Origin of the sequence: Alcaligenes endophyticus, assembly GCF_026344035.1 — a bacterium.
In the GTDB taxonomy this organism is placed as follows: Bacteria; Pseudomonadota; Gammaproteobacteria; order Burkholderiales; family Burkholderiaceae_B; genus Alcaligenes; species Alcaligenes endophyticus.
This window is the reverse complement of sequence record NZ_JAPKND010000007.1, coordinates 96,101-114,856: the sequence shown is the minus strand read 5'-3', so window position 1 is coordinate 114,856 and position 18,756 is coordinate 96,101. Positions and strand designations below refer to the sequence as shown.

General features: G+C 50.2%; 16 protein-coding genes. 7 read left to right on the top strand and 9 right to left on the bottom strand.

Annotated features, from left to right (window positions below; all coding sequences use genetic code 11):
* Positions 1–3: 3 nt before the first annotated feature.
* Positions 4–1,041, bottom strand: coding sequence for a branched-chain amino acid ABC transporter permease (locus OSH01_RS12780; protein ID WP_266124500.1), 1,038 nt, complete (start codon positions 1,039–1,041; stop codon positions 4–6).
* 132 nt (positions 1,042–1,173) lie between these two features.
* The gene (locus OSH01_RS12775; RefSeq protein ID WP_266124576.1) at positions 1,174–2,328 is read right to left on the bottom strand and encodes an ABC transporter substrate-binding protein; all 1,155 of its coding nucleotides are present in this window, start codon (positions 2,326–2,328) and stop codon (positions 1,174–1,176) included.
* A 392-nt stretch (positions 2,329–2,720) separates the two neighbouring features.
* Here OSH01_RS12775 and msrB point away from each other — a divergent pair, with 392 nt between their 5' ends.
* Genes msrB through OSH01_RS12755 form a run of 4 tightly spaced genes read left to right on the top strand, consistent with a single transcriptional unit; the run spans position 2,721 to position 4,727 of the window.
* On the top strand, positions 2,721–3,116 hold the full coding sequence (gene msrB, locus OSH01_RS12770; protein ID WP_266124499.1) for a peptide-methionine (R)-S-oxide reductase MsrB: 396 nt from the start codon (positions 2,721–2,723) through the stop codon (positions 3,114–3,116).
* Complete coding sequence (locus tag OSH01_RS12765; protein WP_266124498.1) at positions 3,113–3,667, top strand: septation protein A; 555 nt, start codon at positions 3,113–3,115, stop codon at positions 3,665–3,667. The genes msrB and OSH01_RS12765 overlap by 4 nt, the downstream gene beginning before the upstream one ends.
* Positions 3,668–3,670: 3 nt before the next feature.
* Positions 3,671–3,940 carry a BolA family protein gene (locus OSH01_RS12760; protein ID WP_266124497.1) on the top strand — a complete coding sequence of 90 codons (270 nt, stop codon included), beginning with the start codon at positions 3,671–3,673 and terminating at the stop codon, positions 3,938–3,940.
* Between the two features lie 10 nt (positions 3,941–3,950).
* Positions 3,951–4,727: a peptidylprolyl isomerase gene (locus tag OSH01_RS12755; protein ID WP_266124496.1), complete on the top strand. Its 777-nt coding sequence runs from the start codon at positions 3,951–3,953 to the stop codon at positions 4,725–4,727.
* An 84-nt stretch (positions 4,728–4,811) separates the two neighbouring features.
* On the opposite strand, the gene ligA is transcribed toward OSH01_RS12755, so the two are convergent.
* Genes ligA through smc form a run of 3 tightly spaced genes read right to left on the bottom strand, consistent with a single transcriptional unit; the run spans position 4,812 to position 11,495 of the window.
* Positions 4,812–6,917, bottom strand: a complete 2,106-nt coding sequence (gene ligA / locus OSH01_RS12750; RefSeq protein ID WP_266124495.1) for an NAD-dependent DNA ligase LigA — start codon at positions 6,915–6,917, stop codon at positions 4,812–4,814.
* On the bottom strand, positions 6,914–7,936 hold the full coding sequence (locus OSH01_RS12745; protein WP_266124494.1) for a cell division protein ZipA C-terminal FtsZ-binding domain-containing protein: 1,023 nt from the start codon (positions 7,934–7,936) through the stop codon (positions 6,914–6,916). The genes ligA and OSH01_RS12745 overlap by 4 nt, the downstream gene beginning before the upstream one ends.
* A gap of 37 nt (positions 7,937–7,973) precedes the next feature.
* Complete coding sequence (gene smc, locus OSH01_RS12740) at positions 7,974–11,495, bottom strand: chromosome segregation protein SMC (protein ID WP_266124493.1); 3,522 nt, start codon at positions 11,493–11,495, stop codon at positions 7,974–7,976.
* 254 nt (positions 11,496–11,749) lie between these two features.
* Between smc and lplT the strand changes: the two genes are divergently transcribed.
* Positions 11,750–13,081, top strand: a complete 1,332-nt coding sequence (gene lplT / locus OSH01_RS12735) for a lysophospholipid transporter LplT (RefSeq protein WP_266124492.1) — start codon at positions 11,750–11,752, stop codon at positions 13,079–13,081.
* Here the strand turns inward: lplT and OSH01_RS12730 are convergent.
* Both OSH01_RS12730 and tsaB read right to left on the bottom strand, forming a co-directional pair.
* The gene (locus OSH01_RS12730) at positions 13,078–13,950 is read right to left on the bottom strand and encodes a uracil-DNA glycosylase (protein WP_266124491.1); all 873 of its coding nucleotides are present in this window, start codon (positions 13,948–13,950) and stop codon (positions 13,078–13,080) included. The genes lplT and OSH01_RS12730 overlap by 4 nt on opposite strands.
* Entirely contained in the window at positions 13,944–15,197 is a 1,254-nt protein-coding gene (gene tsaB / locus OSH01_RS12725) for a tRNA (adenosine(37)-N6)-threonylcarbamoyltransferase complex dimerization subunit type 1 TsaB (protein WP_266124490.1), read from the bottom strand. Before tsaB ends, OSH01_RS12730 begins: the two co-directional genes overlap by 7 nt.
* 228 nt (positions 15,198–15,425) lie before the next feature.
* Between tsaB and ompR the strand changes: the two genes are divergently transcribed.
* On the top strand, positions 15,426–16,160 hold the full coding sequence (ompR, locus tag OSH01_RS12720; RefSeq protein WP_266124489.1) for an osmolarity response regulator transcription factor OmpR: 735 nt from the start codon (positions 15,426–15,428) through the stop codon (positions 16,158–16,160).
* A gap of 19 nt (positions 16,161–16,179) precedes the next feature.
* Positions 16,180–17,571, top strand: coding sequence for a sensor histidine kinase (locus OSH01_RS12715; protein ID WP_266124488.1), 1,392 nt, complete (start codon positions 16,180–16,182; stop codon positions 17,569–17,571).
* On the opposite strand, the gene ispF is transcribed toward OSH01_RS12715, so the two are convergent.
* On the bottom strand, positions 17,572–18,057 hold the full coding sequence (gene ispF / locus OSH01_RS12710; protein WP_266124487.1) for a 2-C-methyl-D-erythritol 2,4-cyclodiphosphate synthase: 486 nt from the start codon (positions 18,055–18,057) through the stop codon (positions 17,572–17,574).
* Positions 18,054–18,755, bottom strand: a complete 702-nt coding sequence (gene ispD / locus OSH01_RS12705; protein ID WP_266124486.1) for a 2-C-methyl-D-erythritol 4-phosphate cytidylyltransferase — start codon at positions 18,753–18,755, stop codon at positions 18,054–18,056. The genes ispF and ispD overlap by 4 nt, the downstream gene beginning before the upstream one ends.
* Position 18,756: the final 1 nt, after the last annotated feature.

Sequence of the window (18,756 nt, the reverse complement as noted above, 5' to 3'; positions counted from 1 at the left end):
CCCTTATTCCTCATCCTCAACGTGTTTGCTCGCAAAAGAGCGCCAAAGCAGTACAGGTATTACCGTAGTAAACACAACGACCTCTTTGTAGGCACTGGCCCAAAACGAAGAGAAGGCCTCTAGAACACCAATGAATAATGCCCCGAACAAGGCCACGGGATAACTTACCAATCCACCAAAAATAGCCGCTACAAAACCTTTCAAGCCAATAAGAAAACCGGTGTCGTAATAGATTGTCGTTACGGGGGCAATTAACATGCCCGAAAACGCCCCGATAGCTGCTGCTAAAGTAAACGTTAAGCTACCGGAAAAATTCGTGCTAATACCCACTAAACGAGCGCCTCGACGATTAACTGCCGTTGCACGGAGAGCGCGGCCATACAAAGTTTTCCCAAAAAAGAACCACAAGGCGAGAATGAGGAATAAACAAGAGGCCAACACAAAGAAGGTCTGCGCTGTCCAGCTCACCGCCCCCATATCCACTTGCCCCTGCATAAAGGCGGGAGTACGCCACCCTTCGGGCCCAAAAAACACTAGTCCTAAGCCTGTCATCGCAAAATGTACGGCGACCGAAGTAATCAGTAAGGTTAATACACTTGCCTCGGCAATAGGTTGATACACCAACCTATACAGCATAGGCCCCAAAGGGATGACCAATGCCAATGCGAATAAAACCTGTACGCCTAGTGGTAAGGAGGCAGCCGCGACATAGGGAGCCAAATAAAAGAGTGCCCCGGGTAATATCACATTAACCGCAGTCACTTTATACATGGTGCGCCAACGCCCTGTTCGCGCCGCTTGAATGAGCTCGAGCAGGAACACCAGAGCGCCTGCTACCAATAACAAAATTACCGTACCAGGTACTTGCCCGTTATAAAGAAAGGCTAAAGTCAGTGCGCCATAGGTGACAAACTCCCCTTGAGGAATAAAAATTACTCGGGTCACCAAAAAGACCAGCACTAAAGCTAGGCCAAGCAAAGCATAAATGGCGCCATTTACTACACCATCTTGCAGCAATATCAAAGCAATGGTGGTATCCATGCGGACAACATCCTGTACATCAAGAAAAAGTATCGGACTAAAAAAATGCGTAGGCCATACGCAAAGCCCTCAAGATTGTAAGCCTCTGCGACACGGAAAAGCCGGCTTTATAAGCCGGCTTTTAAAGCTCTGTTACAAATCAGGCTGATAGGTCCACTTCCCATCAACGACTTTCACCATGACACGGGCCCGCTCATCTAGCCCTGCATGGTTATCAGCCGACATAGTAAATACGCCTTGTGAACCTGCCAGATTTTCGGTTTGCTCAATGGCATCTCGTAGGGCTTTACGGAACGCTGCAGTACCTGGTTTCGCACCGCTTTCCAAGGCTTTAGGAATGGCATTGGCCACAATTAAACCTGCATCCCACATATGACCGCCAAAGGTATTGATCGAGCCCTCACCAAACTTGGCCTCGTAGATTTCTTTGTAATCCAACGCTGTTTTTTTGACCTCATTACTATCAGGCAATTGCTCAGCCACCAACAAGGGGCCTGCAGGTAAGTACATATCGTTGCAGTCTTTGCCGCAAACACGCAGTACATCACTATTGGCTGCCCCGTGTGTTTGATAGATTAGACCTTTATAACCACGACCTTTTAACTCACTTTGAGGCAACGCCACTGGTGTACCTGATCCTGCAATCAAAATGCCATCAGGCTTCGCCGCTAATAACTTTAATGTTTGGCCCGTCACACTGGTATCAGCACGAGCGTAGCGCTCGGTGGCAACCAGTTTAATTCCTTTACTTGCGGCTGCCTCTTGCATGACCTGTAGCCAGCCATCACCATAAGCGTCGCTGTAGCCAATAAAGCCCAAGGTTTTAATTCCTTGCTTTTCCATGGCATCTACCAGTGCTGCTGCCATAAGCTGGTCATTTTGCGGTGTCTTGAATGCCCATACACGAGCACCATCGACAGGTTCTACAATACGTGCATTGGCCGCTACGCTAATCATGGGCGTCTGGCTTTCTTGGGCCACATCCAGCATAGCTAAAGAGCCGGGTGTTACCGAGGTACCAATCACGACATCCACGTTATCATCGGTCACCAACTTACGCATATTACGTACGGCGGCAGTGGGATCGGTGGCATCGTCCAGCACGATATACTCAATGGTTTGACCTGCTACCTCTGTGGGTAACAAGCCGACAGTATTGCGCTCGGGTATTCCTAATGACGCCGCAGCACCCGTTGCCGACACAGTCACCCCCACCTTAATTTGCGCCGCCACTGACAACGGTAACGCCAAAGCAAGCGCCCCCCACAGCGCGGTCACACGCAACATTGAGCCTGTTTTCATATTTTTATCTCCTAATATCGTCATCGCCAGACATGGTATTTAATATAATGCGAAGCAGGATAAGACCCTAGCAACTGTACGCCGAAAGGAATAGTAGTATTAACCTTGGGCGCCTTAGCCTTTACGCTTATGACAGTAACAAAACTGTTAAAAGGCGTAAGTATGCACTACTTCATAAAAAACTGGCACTAATAAAGGCGCCCCAACCCCGTCCACAAACAACGAAAATAGCGTGCAGGCAGCGCTTTACGATGCCCCTTCTGCTCATAAAGATCCGGTTTAGGGAACCTTAAACGCTGTACTCACTCCAAATCTCGTTTAACATGTGGCCTGTACAAGCCTGCTCATCCTGCAAACTATTATCATAGGAACATCTTGTGAGCAAAGTTCATAAAACTGAAGCCCAATGGAAAGCACAGCTAAGCCCTGAAGAATATATAGTGACCCGTCAAAAGGGCACTGAGCCAGCCTTCAGTGGTCGCTATTGGAATCTTGACGCCCCTGGCATTTATCGCTGCGTGGCTTGTAGCACCGCTTTATTTAGCTCGGACACCAAATTTGACGCCGGTTGTGGCTGGCCAAGCTACTTCGATCCCATCAACCCCGACAATGTACGCGAAGAGCCTGATTACAGTCATGGTATGGTGCGCACAGAAATAGTGTGCAATATCTGTGACTCCCATTTAGGTCATGTATTTCCTGACGGCCCCCCTCCCACAGGCCTTCGTTACTGCATTAACTCTCTTGCTTTGTCATTTGAAGCGACTGAATGAAAAAACTGCTTTTTGATCTCTTTCCTCTGGTTCTATTTTTTATCGTTTTCCGTTTTGCCGATATCTATGCGGCTACAGCGGTGGCGATGGCTGCATCCGTAGCACAAATACTGTGGCTCAAATTTAGTAGCAAAAAAATAGAAGGTTCTCACTGGATTAACCTAGCCATTATTGTTGTCTTTGGCGGCGCAACGTTATTGTTTCAAAGCGATGTATTCATTAAGTGGAAACCCACCGTTTTATACTGGGTGTTTGCTTGCGTTTTACTAGGCGGACGCTATCTTATGGGGCGCAACCTAATGCAAAAACTCATGGGTGCTCAATTAACGCTGCCTGAACCTTTATGGGACAAACTCAACCTGATGTGGTCCGGCTTCTTTATTTTTGCCGGTATAGTAAATCTGTATGTTGCCTTCTCAGGCCACTTTACTGAATCCCAATGGGTGAACTTCAAAGTGTTCGGCCTAATGGTTCTTTTACTGGTCTTTGTCGTGATACAGTCAGTTTGGCTTAGCCGTCACATGAAAGACCAAACCGATCAGGCTGATTAAACTATGTCTACTCCTAACGAACGCAGTCAACTACTGGCCCAGCGCTTACAAGCGCTGGATCCCAGCGCCCTAGAAATTATTGACGAATCGCACTTACATGCAGGCCACGAAGGCGCAAAAGGTGGTGCCAGTCATTTTCGAGTGCACATTGTCTCGCCTCAATTTGTCGGTCTCTCCACCTTGGCTCGTCACAGGCTGGTCTACGAGTGCGTCCAAGACTTAATTCCTTTCCCTATACATGCTTTGGCTATTCAGGCCACACCAACCGTTTAAAAGGTATTTTATGAAACGTTTCGCAGCACTTGCCCTATCCTGCGCATTGGTCGCTCCCGTGTACGCACAAACCATAGCTACCGTCAACGGTAAAGCCATCACCCAACAACAATTAGACGGCTTCGTGCAGTTACTGGTTGAGCAAGGCAACCCCGATACGCCTGAATTACGCGAAAAAGCGAAAAAAGAATTAACTGATCGCTTAGCGCTATCCCAAGCGGCAGAAAAAGCGGGTTTAGATAAAAAAGCCGACATCCTAGAAACTATTGAGCTATCGCGCCAAGGCATATTAATTAACGCGCTTTTTGCCGATTACATCAAAAAATCCCCAGTTTCCGATGCAGATATCCAGAAAGAGTATGACTCCTTCAAAGCAGAAATGGGTAAAGATAAAGAGTTCAACGTGCGCCACATCTTGGTAGAAGATGAGCAGGCTGCTAAAGATTTGTTGGCCAAAATCAAAGCGAAAAAAATCAGTTTTGCAGACGCCGCTAAGAAAGACTCCATCGACACCGGTAGTGGTGCTCAAGGCGGTGACCTAGGCTGGGGCTCTAGCAAGCGCTATGTTCCTGAATTCGCTACCGCCATCGAAGGCATGAAAAAAGGTGAGCTCAGCAAAGCACCCGTAAAATCTCAATTCGGCTGGCACCTTATTGAAGTAGAAGATGTACGTCCAGTTACCGTACCAGAACTATCGGCCGTCAAAGACGACATAAAAAACATGCTGACACAGCAAAAACTTTCTCAGTATCAGCAAAAACTGCTGGATGACGCTAAGGTTCAATAAGCGTTAAACATGGAATGAAAAAGCGGCTTACCCTTAAAAGTAAGCCGCTTTTTTTCACAACTACTGTGCTGGTAAAACCTAGCTTTAAGCCTCTAGCAGCGCCAAGAACTGGGCCTCATCTAGCACAGGAATTCCTAATTCCTCGGCGCGCGCTAATTTACTCCCTGCCTCAGCTCCAGCCAATACATAGGCCGTTTTTTTCGACACGGAGCCACTCACCTTACCACCCGCCTCTAGTACTCGCTGCGTAGCTTGTTCACGGCTCATGCTTGGCAAGGTGCCGGTTATAACAAAGGTTTTGCCGCTTAAGGTCTGCACCTGAGCAGTTGCCACCTCTAACGCCTTAGGCTGCACCCCTAGCTCATGCAACTCTTGCAAAACTGCCAAATTATGAGGCTCTTGGAAAAAGTGATGAACAGATGCTGCCACTACCGGCCCCACCTCATTGATAGCAAGCAGTCGCTCTTGGTCAGCCTGTCGCAGCGCCTCTAGGCTACCTAAAGCCAAGGCTAGATCGCGGGCAGTGGTTTCCCCTACATGCCGTATCCCCAAAGCAAAAATAAACCTGTCCAGGTCTGGTTCACGGGCGCGCTCAATGGCCGCTAATAAGTTTTCTAGGGATTTCTTACCCATGCGAGGCAAAGCCAGCAATCTAGCCTGCTCAGCTTCTCGGTGCAATTTAAAGATATCGGCCAGGCTAGTAATCAGCTTCTCATCGACTAATTGTTCCACCAGCTTATCGCCTAAACCCTCAATATCTAGGGCCTTACGACTGGCAGCATGAATCAAGGTTTGCTTTAACTGGGCAGAACAAAACAAGCCGCCAGTGCAGCGCCAAGCCACCTCGCCCGGCAAGCGCTCTAGAGCAGAGCCGCAGGCAGGGCAGCTAGTAGGCATAGCGAATACTGGCGCCCCCTCAGGCCGTTTATCCAGTACCACTGCCACAACCTCTGGAATCACATCACCAGCGCGACGCACAAAAACCGTATCGCCCACGCGGACATCTTTGCGCCGTGCTTCATCCTCGTTATGTAAGGTGGCGTTGGTAACGGTAACCCCCCCTACAAACACGGGCTGCAAACGCACCACAGGCGTCACCACTCCGGTACGTCCCACTTGAAAGTCTATCTCTTCTACTCGCGTTGTTTCTTCTTGTGCAGGAAACTTATGCGCCAGCGCAAAACGCGGCGCCCGAGAGACATAACCTAAGGTTTGTTGGGCACGCAAAGCATTCACTTTATACACAATGCCATCAATCTCAAAGGGCAGGCTGGCCCTGTCTTGCTCTGCTTGGTGATAGAAAGCCAGCAACGCATCGGCGCCTCGTAGCACTTGTCGTCCTTGATTTACCGGTAAGCCCAAGCTCGCCATCCAGTCCAACATGCCGGCTTGCGTATCGCTAGGCAGCCCCTCCTGGGGCGTATCTAAAGCAAAAAGATCGTGTTGAGGCTCTACTGCTACTGTCTTTCCTGGCACGCCGCTAATTTCGCCCCACCCATAAGCAAAAAAACGTAAATGCCTAGTCGCCGTAATGCGAGGGTCCAATTGACGCAAACTGCCTGCGGCGGCATTACGAGGATTAACAAACTGCTTTTCCCCCTTTTGCAACTGCCGCTGATTAAGCGCCTCAAAGTCTTGCCTATACATCAAGACTTCTCCACGCACTTCTAATACGGCAGGCCACTGATCAGGACTACCCGCTAGGCACAGGGGTATGGCTTTAATGGTACGAATATTGCTACTAACCTCTTCCCCTGTAGTGCCATCGCCGCGGGTACTGGCCTGCACTAAAATTCCGTGCTCATAGCGCAAACTAACGGCTAAACCGTCGAATTTGTATTCAGCAATATAATCAACCTGCCTGTCTAGACCCACTAGCCCGGCTACTGCCAAGGTATCGGCCACGCGCTTATCGAAAGCGAATACATCTTGGCTGTCAAACGCGTTAGCTAAAGAAAGCATGGGCACGGCGTGCCGCACACTCGCAAAACTACCTACCGGTGCCGAACCAACCCGTTGGGTGGGTGACTGCGCTGTGATCCATTCTGGATGCTCCGCCTCAAGCGCTTCTAGCTCACGCATTAGGGCGTCATACTGAGCATCCGAGACGGTAGGATTATCTTCTTGGTAATACGCCCTGTTATAAGCTTCTAAGGCTAACCGTAACTGCTTAACTCTATCCAGGCTCACGCAAACACCCTAGTCGTTCTGGATGTTCCCGCAACAAAACCGGCCGCTTCCAATTTTTGATACATTTCACTAATTTGCTCATCTACCTTGTCATCTGCCCCTTCAGGCAAAGGACGACCACTATCATCCAGCACCACTGCGTCTAGCTTGCCAGCCAAATCGCGGGCCACTGCCGCCATACGGCTAAATGCCTGCCCATCGGCGGGGCTATTAGGCAAATCAAGCAGCAAGTCCACTCGCTCTATGCTGGCTGACTGCACTTGTTCAGGCCCATGGCCATCAAAACTAGCCAGAAAACGCGGTATGCCCGCATCCGACAACCAAGCGAGTTGACGTCCAAATGGCAAAAAACCCGCTTCTTTGACGAAAGCAATTACTTGTTGTGCTGGCATGGGACCAGCCAACCGAATAGAAAGTCCCACCTGCGCATCTAACTCAGCACATAAATGGTCTAAGGCTTGCCCACGACCCACGACCCGCTCCAGCTCAGGCCCTTCGACCTGACCGTCGTGCAAATTAGCAAGTGTCTGCGCAAACGTCCATAACTGAGACCACTCAATGTCGCTTATTGCCCCGCTACGATTGGCTAACAATACCGCCAACTGTAACGCCACATACTGCTGTCCATTTTGTAGGAAATCATGGTGGTGACCTTCCGTAGTTTCGGCTAACCAACGTACAGGCTTAGTGCCTACTCGCGACAAGTGCTTTAGCTCCTGAGCTAAGTCCCGTGCTTCTAGGGGATGCGCAAAACTGACGTCAATCACCGCTTCGGTGGTGGGGTCTAACTCATGTGCAGGCAATACCTCATCGTCTTTAGACCCGTCTCCTAAGGTAGGCTCACGTCGCTGCCCTACCACAGGTTCAAAAACCTGACTCATCAAAGGGTCATTTTCGCGTTCAGGAAAATGACTCTGCATCTGTTGCCGAGCCTGGCGATCTTGCCACCAGTTAAACAGCAACACGAGCAAAATAAGCAAGACTCCAGCCAGAATTAGCCCGATTTGCAAATCACTCATTTTATTTTCCAATCAGTACAAGCAATTAAAAAAGCACTTACGCATCTGCCATTTGCAGTGCGGTCTCCATGTCTACAGCAACGATTCGCGATACACCCTGCTCTTGCATAGTAACGCCAACCAGTTGCTTGGCCATTTGCATCGCGATTTTATTGTGAGATATAAATAAAAACTGCGTTTGGTCACTCATACTGGCAACCAAATTAGCATAACGCTCTGTATTGGCATCATCAAGTGGCGCATCCACTTCATCTAATAAGCAAAAAGGTGCCGGGTTCAGTTTAAAAAAGGCAAACACTAAGGCCGTCGCCGTCAGTGCCTTTTCGCCTCCTGACAACAGATGAATCGTACTATTACGTTTACCTGGTGGCTGCGCCATCACCTGCACTCCAGCCTCAAGCACTTCATCTCCCGTCAGACTAAGTTTAGCCTCTCCGCCTCCAAAGAGCTTAGGAAAAAGCTCGCCAAAGTGTTGATTAACGCTATGGAACGTTTCAAGTAGCAACTGTCTGGTTTCACGATCTATCTTGCGAATGGCATCCTCTAGCGTTTCAATCGCCGTACTTAAGTCAGCATGTTGCGAATCCAAATAGGTTTTCCGCTCCTGAGCCGTTTTCAGTTCCTCTAGCGCGGCTAAGTTAACAGGACCTAAGGCTTCAATCTGCCGTGTTAGGCGTTGTACCTCAGACTGCAACCAGCCTACTCTATGCCACTCAGGAGTTTTTTCTGCTAAGAGGCGACGTAACTGTGCTCTATCTACTTGGCGCCCGTCGAGCTGCTCTGCGTACTGCTCCACCGTCATGCGCGAGGCCTGCTCTTGGAGCTGTAACTCTGTCAGTTTCTCACGTAAGGGCTGCAATAGTTTTTCTCGTTCACTGCGGCTACTTTCTAACTGACGCAATAAGTCCGATACATTATCTAACTCGACTTTGGCCAAACGAAGTAGCTCCTCACGCTCGGCTCGCGCTTCTAGCGCCTCTTGTAAGCCGGCTTGTGCGGCACTGGCATCCAACTCTAGTAGTTCGCCTTGTAAGGCGCCTAACTCGTGCTCGGCACGCAATGCTTGATCGCGAGCTAATTGCAAGTTTCGCTGCAACTCACTAATTCGGCTTTGCAAACTACGTTCGGCAAACTGAGCATCTTGTACGGCTCGTTCCCGCTCACGCACCCCCAGCCTAGCTTGCTCCGCATTGTCTGCTAAGCGTTCACCTAAAATTTGTGCCTCGGCAAAACGTTCTTGGTGCTCAGCCAATTCCATATCCAAACTTTCGAAACGCTCCTCTGCCTGCTCTCGTGTGGCCACCAGTTCTTCTTTTTGCAAGCTGATTTCAGCCATGTCCTCAGCCAACCGCTGACCGCGCTCATCTGACTGCTGTACTAAATGACGTTGATGTGAAAATTCTAACTGCACATCATGCAACCTGCTGGTGAGCTCTCCTACACGCTGTCTAGCAGGGGCTATCGAGGCCGTTAACTGCTCCAGGCTTTGCTCCGCTCTCACACTAGCACTGAGCTGCTCATCAGCAATGAGTTGAGCCGCTTTAAGCTCGCGCTCTAAGTGGCTAATTTCTTGCTGCCTGGCCAACATGCCCGCCTGCTCTGAGTCGGGCGCGTAAAACCGTATACTAGTAGCGTCGACCACATGCCCTGCTCGGACGACAATTTGCGCTCCCGCCGCCAACTGAGGACGCAAACTTAAAGCAGCTGGCAAATCCTCCGCTAGGTACACATTATGTAGCCACGCCGCCAATAACTGACGCAACTCTGGATCACTCAAGCGCAACACACTGAGCAAGGGAGTTAAAGCACTAACCGGCGCACTTGTTTGTGCGAGCTGTAGTTCATAAAACGCGAGACGAGCCGGTGGGGCATCAGCCGCGAAAGCTGCTGCCATATCCAAACGTCTTAACTGCAACGCTGTCATGCGCTCACGCAGTATGGACTCCAGCGCAACATCCCAGCCTTTTTCTACCTGCAACAATTGCCACAAGCGGGTGAGCTGATGCAGGCCATGCTTTTCTAGCCAAGGCTCTAGGCTGCCTTGGGCTTGCACATCTTTTTGCAATGTCGTTAATGCGATTAAACGCGCTTCTAGACGCGCTACACTCTGTGCCGCTTGCTGACGTTGATCCTGCTCCTGGCGACGCTTTTGCTCCAACTGCGGCAACTGTGCCTCATAGTCTTGCATTTGCTGCTGCGCTTGCTGGAGTTGAACCTGTAAAACATTCAGCTCACCTTGTAGACGCTCTAGGTTTTCAGGGTCAGGGTGCTGCAACTGCCTACGCTCTTGAGCTAAACGCTCAAGTCGTAAGTCTATATTTTGTATCTGTCTATCCGCATCACGTTGAGCTTGTGCCGTGAGCGCCAAGCTTTGTTCTACTTTGCTCAACTCCGCCCGTAATTGCTCGCGACGCGCTGACTCGACGCGCAGTTGCTGCTCGAGCTCGGGTAAACCATCTTGTGCTTGCTCTGCTTGTGCTGCCAGCTCTTCCGTCTTGCAAGCGGCTTCCTCAAGCTGCTCCTGCGACTGAGTTAACTCAAATTGACAATGCTCCTGCTGCTCAGCCCACTCAGAGGCTTGTGCCAACAAGGCCTCACGGCGCAGTTGCATACGATTTCTGGCATCACTAACATGCCGTATTTCAGCTTCTAGGCTAGAGACTTGTGAACCTGCCTCATAGACATTCGCCTGAGCTTGATTCAGACGAGCGCTAGCTTCCACATGCCGTTGACGTTGCGTCTCCAACCCAGACTCGTTCGAGCGCAACTGGGCAATAGCTCCCTCAAGCTCAGTTTTTGCCTGTTCAATAGCGAGAAACCGTGACTGCTGCTCTTCTTGGGCATTAGTTTCGCGGACTAACCAGAGCAGATTTTGTTTTAGCTCTCCCTCTTGTTGTAGCGCATGATATTGCTGCGCGACTTCCGCTTGGGCTTCCAATTTCTCTAGCTGCGTGGCTAACTCTTGTTGTATGTCCTCTACCCGCAATAGATTCTCACGCGTATCACGCAAGCGATACTCGGTTTCCCTGCGCCTTTCTTTATAGCGTGATACCCCGGCGGCTTCCTCAAGAAAAACTCGCAATTCTTCAGGCTTAGCCTCAATTAGGCGGTTGATCATGCCTTGACCGATGATGGCGTAGCCGCGCGCCCCTAGACCCGTCCCCAAAAAAATATCATGGACGTCACGTCTGCGTACCGCTACGTTATTGATGAAATAACTGCTCCCGCCATCACGCGTTAACACTCTACGCACTGAAATTTCGGCATAGGTGGACCACTGGCCACTCGCGCGACCTTCTGCGTTATCAAACACTAACTCGACTGAGGCTCTAGCCGCTGGCTTACGCTGCCCAGAGCCATTAAAAATCACGTCTTGCATGGACTCGCCACGCAGCTCTGAGGCCTTGCTTTCCCCTAACACCCAACGTACGGCATCAATAATATTGGACTTGCCACAACCGTTAGGCCCCACTACCCCAACCAACTGACTGGGAGTCGGGATAGTCGTGGCATCCACAAAAGACTTGAAGCCGGCGAGTTTAATCTGAATTAGACGCACAAAGACACGATGTAGAAGATGGAAAAAAGCTGGTAGCTTGACTAAGCAAGGCGTAGCATCATGCTTTTTGCAAGCAGGTGTATGATACCGCAGGCCCTGAATATAATGCTTCTAGCAAGAAGGAAAAAAATGTTCAAGGCAACAATTTTTGTTACTTCACTATCAACAGCGGTACACTTGCCTATTTCCACCATTGGCCTACGACTTTTATAGTATGACACGACGAGCAACGTCCACCTGCTGCGGGAGTATTTTTGAATAAAGGCTTTTACCTGGTCATGGCTGCCCAAGCGCTATCGTCTATTGCCGATAACGCCTTACTGATTGCTGCAATTGCCATCATAGCGGACTTGAACGGGCCCTCATGGATGTCCCCCATGATGAAATGGTGGTTTGCCTTAGCTTATGTGGTATTGGCCGCTTTTGTGGGCGCCTTTGCGGACTCCTACCCTAAAGGCAAGGTTATGTTTGTGACCAATGCCGTGAAGCTCATGGGCTGTGTACTCATGTTCAGCCATCAATACTTTGGCATGAGCGACACCCAACAACTGGTGTTGATTTTCGCCTCATATACCTTAGTAGGTGTAGGTGCTGCTGCGTACTCACCAGCCAAATACGGCATCGTCACTGAAATGCTGAAACCTGAGGAGTTAGTAAAAGGTAATAGCTGGATTGAGGGCCTGACGGTTTTCTCCATCATTATCGGCACTTTCCTCGGAGGTATACTGGTACGCCCTGAGGTGTCTGAAATTCTAGCCCAACAGCCTTTTATTGCTCCATTTGCTCAAACACGTGGTGAAGTGGCCATTTTGCTGATCATTTTTATTTATTTGATCGCAGCCTTGTGCAATCTACGCATACCCAACACCAACATTCACTACCCGCCACAACAAAAGAATCCTATTAAGCTACTGAAAGAATTCAAGCTTTACGTGATTATTCTGTGGCAAGACAAAATAGGACAAATTTCCTTGGCTGTCACCACGCTGTTTTGGGGCGCAGGGGCTACCTTGCAGTTTATAGTGATTGAGTGGAGCGCCAAGCAACTGGGCTACGAGCTCAGTGATGCCACCAATCTAATGGGAGTGGCTGCTTTAGGAACTGTTTTTGGTGCCGTGCTAGCGGGCAAAGTGCCACTTAAAAAGGCACTAATGGTCTTGCCGATGGGCGTATTTATGGGATTAGTCGTCCTATTAATGCCTGTGGTTTATGCTAAATGGGCGGTTTATCTATTGCTACTAAGCATTGGGGGCTTATCAGGCTTTTTCGTGGTCCCCATGAATGCCTTACTTCAACACCGTGGGCATGTGCTACTTTCCGCAGGCCACTCCATTGCAGTGCAAAACTTTAATGAACAGCTCAATATTCTGCTTCTGTTAGCCGTCTATAGCTTGCTACTGTGGTTAGGCCTGCCTATTAATATTATTATTATTATTTTTGGTGTACTGGTTGCCAGCCTAATGATTGTGTTCATTATGTGGAAAAACGCTAACCTCAGAGCCCAACCTGAACTATTACAAGAAATTGGGCAAGAGGGCCACGGCCAAGCCCTGCAGGAGTGTGCAAGCCCAACCCGCCAGCACTAATGCATGCTGGCTTCCTGTAAGGTACGCATTTGTAATAGATCACGCCAAGCTTGTGCCTTGTGCTGCGGACGCAATAATAATGCCGCTGGATGATGACTAAGAACTAACGGTAAAGTACGGCCATCGGCTGTGCAATACGCTAAGGTTTTCCCCCGCTGAGTGTCTAAGGCACGCTCTTGTTGTGCAAAGACTTCTGCCGCTAACTGACCTACCGCCAATATGCGTTTAGGTACTAAACACTCAATCTGCTTATCTAAATAACGCCGGCAAGCTTCCAATTCGTCAGCTTGAGGGGGGCGATTCCCGAGGGGACGACACTTCACTAAGTGCGTAAAGTAAAAACTAGCATGGGGCAATACTGCCTTTAACATTGCCTGCAATAACTCGCCCGCCTGACCATCAAAAGGCAGGCCGCTACGGTCATCACTGGCACTTGGTGCCTCACCAACAACAAGCCAATCAGGTGACTGTTCCTGACCACGCCCAAAAACCGTCAGTGCCCGCCCCTCGTGCAAGGGGCATAAATCACACTCTTTAATCTGCTCATCAAGACCCGACAGATCATTGGCTAGTACATGCATATTCACGCGAGGCCTAGCAGACTGCATCACTTCGTTCACAGGCCTGAGCGCAGAGCGTGTCCGCTGAGGAAGCAACATCGCCAACGCCTCATCCCGTGCTTGCTTAGCGCTCTCCGTAGAAGCTGGCGCCACGCTTTTGCTCAGTGCGCCTTTTTCGGGCTCCTGCCCAGTCACTGGCGCAGCAGATAAAGGCTCTTGCATGGGCAGACGCATCAACAGCGAGCGATCCACACCGATTTCCTGTAGCCAATGACGCTGAAGAACAGTAATAGGCTCAAACGCTAGCATAGCTGCTCCTTGTTATGATGAATATTTTTCTGCATCAACAAGGCATCTTCACGCTGACCGGCTGCTGTCAGGTAATAATTTTTGCGCCGCCCTATTACTTCGTACCCACAATGCAGATAAAACTCTTGGGCCATACTATTACTTACACGCACCTCAAGGAATATAGAAGCTAAGCCCTGCTGCTGAGCATAACGCTCACCTTGCTCCAACAACAAGCGCCCCAAGCCCTGACCCTGTAAATCTGGCTGGACTGCTATGAGCAGGAGCTGTAGAACATCAGGTGCGGCTAAATAAATGGCAAATCCCTGCAACTTTCCTTGCTGCTCAATGACTAGAGCATGGTAGCCAGACTGAAGGGCATCCATGAAACTTTGTTGGCTCCATGGCGTCTGTTGCACTCGGCACTCTAGCTCCCAAGCTTGCGTGACATGTTGAGGCGCCATCGGTAACACGCGCATCGCCTGATCTAAGGCAGCCGGATTACCACCACGCCCCTGCTCCCGTTCTTGAATAGTGAAAGCCACTTTATCACGCACATATAAAGGCATCGCTTGAGCTGCAGGTAAGCTTTTTCCATTATCCCAATCCGCTAAAGCTAAGTAAGCCACGGCGGTAGCGCTAGCTTTGCTGGGTGTGCCGCATTGTATAGTGGGCATGCCCTGCAACGTGCTACTCAGATCCTTAAACGCACTTAGTGCATCACCACTAACACGCAGGACGTCGGCTGCTTGACCCCACCCATTCTTTTGTCGATGCTCAAGCCAATCGGGAACCTGCTCGACATCAATGAGCACAGGGGCCAAGAGGGTCTGCCAAGAGGAGTCAGCAAGCAATCGATAAGCCCCTGCATAGACTTCGTTCATGCGTGCATCTTGTATGACCAACTGCGTGTGCCCAGGTGACAGCGATAAAGACTGCACGTCACACCACGCAGCCGCTAGTAACGTTGACACGGGTAGTACGGGTATATTCAGGGCATACGCCATTCCCTGTGCAATTCCACAAGCAACCCGTAAGCCCGTGAACCCTCCAGGCCCTTGCCCAAAAGCAATTGCGCTTAAGTCTTGAGGTGTTAACCCGGCTTGATCTAGCAAAGCTTGAGCCATGGGTAACAAGCGCTCTGCGTGATCTCCGGTACCATCATGCTCTAGCGTTCTAAGCTGAACACCGCTTGCGGTGCGCGATAATAAAGCCAGCCCACAAAGGCTAGATGAGGTTTCAATAGCGAGTATATGTGCGTCCATCATGCCATTTTAAAGAAGCCTGAGAAAATATGCGCGTTTCAGGTTTTTAAAAAAGATATTCCCTGCCCGTCTGTGTTTTTTATCTTCTTGGCTGGCACTGGCGCCTTGCCAAGTACCGACATTGTTATTTTTTGAGCCAGTTTGTAAGCGAAATTAGTACAAAAAACTTAATGTGTAATATTTTTATACTTCCCCCTATACGTGGCTTCTTTTGCCTGTTACATTTTCGCTATGAACACTCAGAACCCCCCCCTCACTCGAAAAATCCTTGTCGTTGACGACGATCCACGACTGCGCGACCTGCTCCGTCGCTACTTGTCTGAGCAAGGTTTCAACGTTTTTGTCGCCGAAGACGGCAAAGAAATGACTAAACTCTGGCAACGCGAGCATTTCGATCTGTTGGTGCTGGATCTGATGCTTCCCGGCGAAGATGGCTTGTCCATTTGTCGGCGTTTGCGTGGAGGTCACGACAATACCCCTATCATCATGCTCACCGCTAAAGCCGAAGAGATTGATCGCATCGTCGGCTTAGAAATGGGAGCAGATGACTACCTGACTAAACCATTCAATCCACGCGAGCTACTCGCTCGTGTGAATGCCATTTTGCGCCGTAGGGGTACCGAGGAACACCCGGGCGCACCAAGCCAAGAAAATGAGTCGATAGAGTTTGGTCCTTATGTACTGAACTTATCAACGCGTACCTTAACCCGCAACGATGAAGTGGTACCTATTACTACCGGAGAGTTCTCGGTACTCAAAGTCTTTGCCCGTCACCCCAAGATCCCTCTCTCTCGTGACAAGCTAATGGAACTGGCTCGTGGCCGCGAATACGAAGCTTTCGATCGCAGCCTAGATGTTCAGATTTCTCGCTTGCGCAAGCTCATTGAACCCAACGCTTCCAAGCCCGTATTTATTCAAACGGTTTGGGGTCTGGGCTATGTTTTCGTCCCAGACGGTGGCCACTAGCCTATAGTTGGACGAATCTATGATGCGGACGACTACTACAGCAAGGAGTCGTTCCGATGGCGGCTCCCGTATAAGGCTAGGGCTATTTAGCCGCTCGTTTTTATTACTTGCGGCACTGATGCTAGTCAGCTTGGGAGCATGGCTACAGGTATTCTTTAGCTTAGAGGAAGGCCCACGCGCTACGCAAATGGCGCAGCGCGTGGCCTCTGTCGTCAGCATTACCCGCTCAGCTCTCGTTTACGCTCCATCTGCGGTACGCCCTTCGCTCTTATTGGATCTCGCGACCAAGGAAAGTTTGCGGGTACAGCCACGTGAAAGCACCGACGAACTAGAGCCGCTACCAAGAACCAATTACTGGCAGCACGTGCACCGTGAAGTACGCCAAGTATTGGGCAAAGATACTCTGGTTGTCTGGTCTGTCAACAATACGCCCGGCGTATGGGTTTCCTTTGAAATCGACGACGATAAATACTGGCTGGTCTTTGATCGCGAACAACTTAGTCTAACCGCAGGCATTGAGTGGTTGGGCTGGGGTGCAACCGCTTTGCTGCTAGCGTTAATTGGGGCGGCTGTCAGCGTGCGTTTTGTGAATCGCCCCCTAGCACAACTGGCTAAAGTAGCTCAACAAGTAGCCCGGGGCGACACGCCATCGACACTGCCAGAAAAAGGCCCCGTAGAAATCAGAAATATGAATATTGCCTTTAATCGGATGGTGCGCGATATAAGGCAGACTGAAACCGATAGGGAAATCATGCTGGCTGGCATATCGCATGATTTACGTACCCCCTTAGCACGCATGCGTTTGGAAATTGAGCTGAGCCAAGTGTCCGACGAAACGCGTGCAGCCATTGACGAAGACTTAGCCCAAATCGACCATAGTATCGGGCAACTAATGGAGTATGCTCGCCCGGCGGCCGAGGTTCCCGAGCATGGCATTGACGTGTCAGCGGTACTGCGCGACGTGTTTGAGCGCGAACGCATGCACACCGAATCTCTTGGAGGCGAGCTAACCGGTACCATTGAGCCAAATCTGTACGCCAGAATTAGCGCACACGACTTAAAACGAATTATTTCTAATTTAATTGAAAATGCGCGTCGCTATGGACGCAGCGTCAGCGACGATAAGGCGCGTATAACACTGTCCGCACAGCAGCGCGGCAACATTTTAGAAATTACCGTTAAAGATGATGGTGTTGGCATTGCTCAAGAAGACCTGCAACGTTTATTGCGCCCGTTTTCACGAGGCGTATCGGCACGCACCGGGGTCAGCGGTGCCGGCTTAGGACTGGCCATTGTTGAGCGCTTACTTGGGCAAGTAGGGGGGCATTTTCATTTAAGCAGTACCCCTGGTGAAGGCTTGTGCGCAAGAATACAACTGCCTAAACTGCGCAGCCGGCATACTACTGACTAACTACGCGCGATAAAGTAAAGCGACAACCGTTGCTGCAATACCCTCCTTGCGCCCCACAAAACCTATTTGTTCATTAGTTTTACCCTTGATATTGACCTGTTCTGGCTCAATCTGTAGGTCATGGGCAATATTGCTTGCCATCGCGGCAGCATGAGGTGCAATTTTGGGTGCCTGAGCGTGAATGGTGGCATCCACGTTCCCTATGCGCCACCCTTGCTCTGCAACCAATTGATAAGCATGGCGCAGTAAGACACGGCTATCCGCGCCCTTGTATTGTGGGTCAGTATCAGGGAAATGTCGGCCTATATCACCTAAGCCTGCCGCACCCAAAATGGCATCAGTGACAGCATGCAATAAAACGTCAGCATCTGAATGGCCCAACAAGCCATGCGTATGCTCTATCGTAACCCCGCCTATAATAAGAGGACGCCCGGTGCACAATATATGCACATCAAACCCCTGCCCTACACGAAAGGGTATCGTCATAACCATTTTTCCATGAGTTCAAAATCCTCAGGCCAAGTCACTTTAAAATTACGTGCAGAGCCCACCACAAGTATAGGCTGTTGGCCGAACAGCTCTATCGCTGAGGCCTCGTCCGTAATGACTGCCTGCTTAGTTTGGGCGTCTAACAAAGCCTGCTTTAACAGCGCCGCAGGAAACATTTGCGGAGTCTGTGCTAACCACAAGTTTTCGCGATCAACCGTCGCTTGCACCAGTACGCTTTGCCCAGCCGGTGCACCTCGTTTGACAGTATCGGGAACCGGTAAGGCTAATAGCCCGCCCTGCCCTAGCCCTAAGCAAGTATCGATTAAGGCACGTAACGACTGTGCTGGTAAACCAGGCCTAGCAGCGTCATGCACTATAACCCAATCTTGCTCTTGCAGCGCTAACTCTTGTAGTGCATTGGTGACGGTATCGGCGCGGCTTGCACCACCACAATACCGCAACACAGTGCGTGGCAGTTTACCCAGCTCTTTTTCCCCCCATGTGTCGCCCGGCGCTAAAATTACTCGCACTTGGTCGATACGCTCGTCTTGCAACAAAGCTACTACTGACCATCGCAGCATGGCCTGGCCTTTCAGCAAGCGGTACTGTTTAGGTAGCGTAACATCTTGCTCTGCACCCACAGCCCTTGCACCGATTCCTGCGGCTGGCAAAATGGCAATCAACTTTCTATTCATA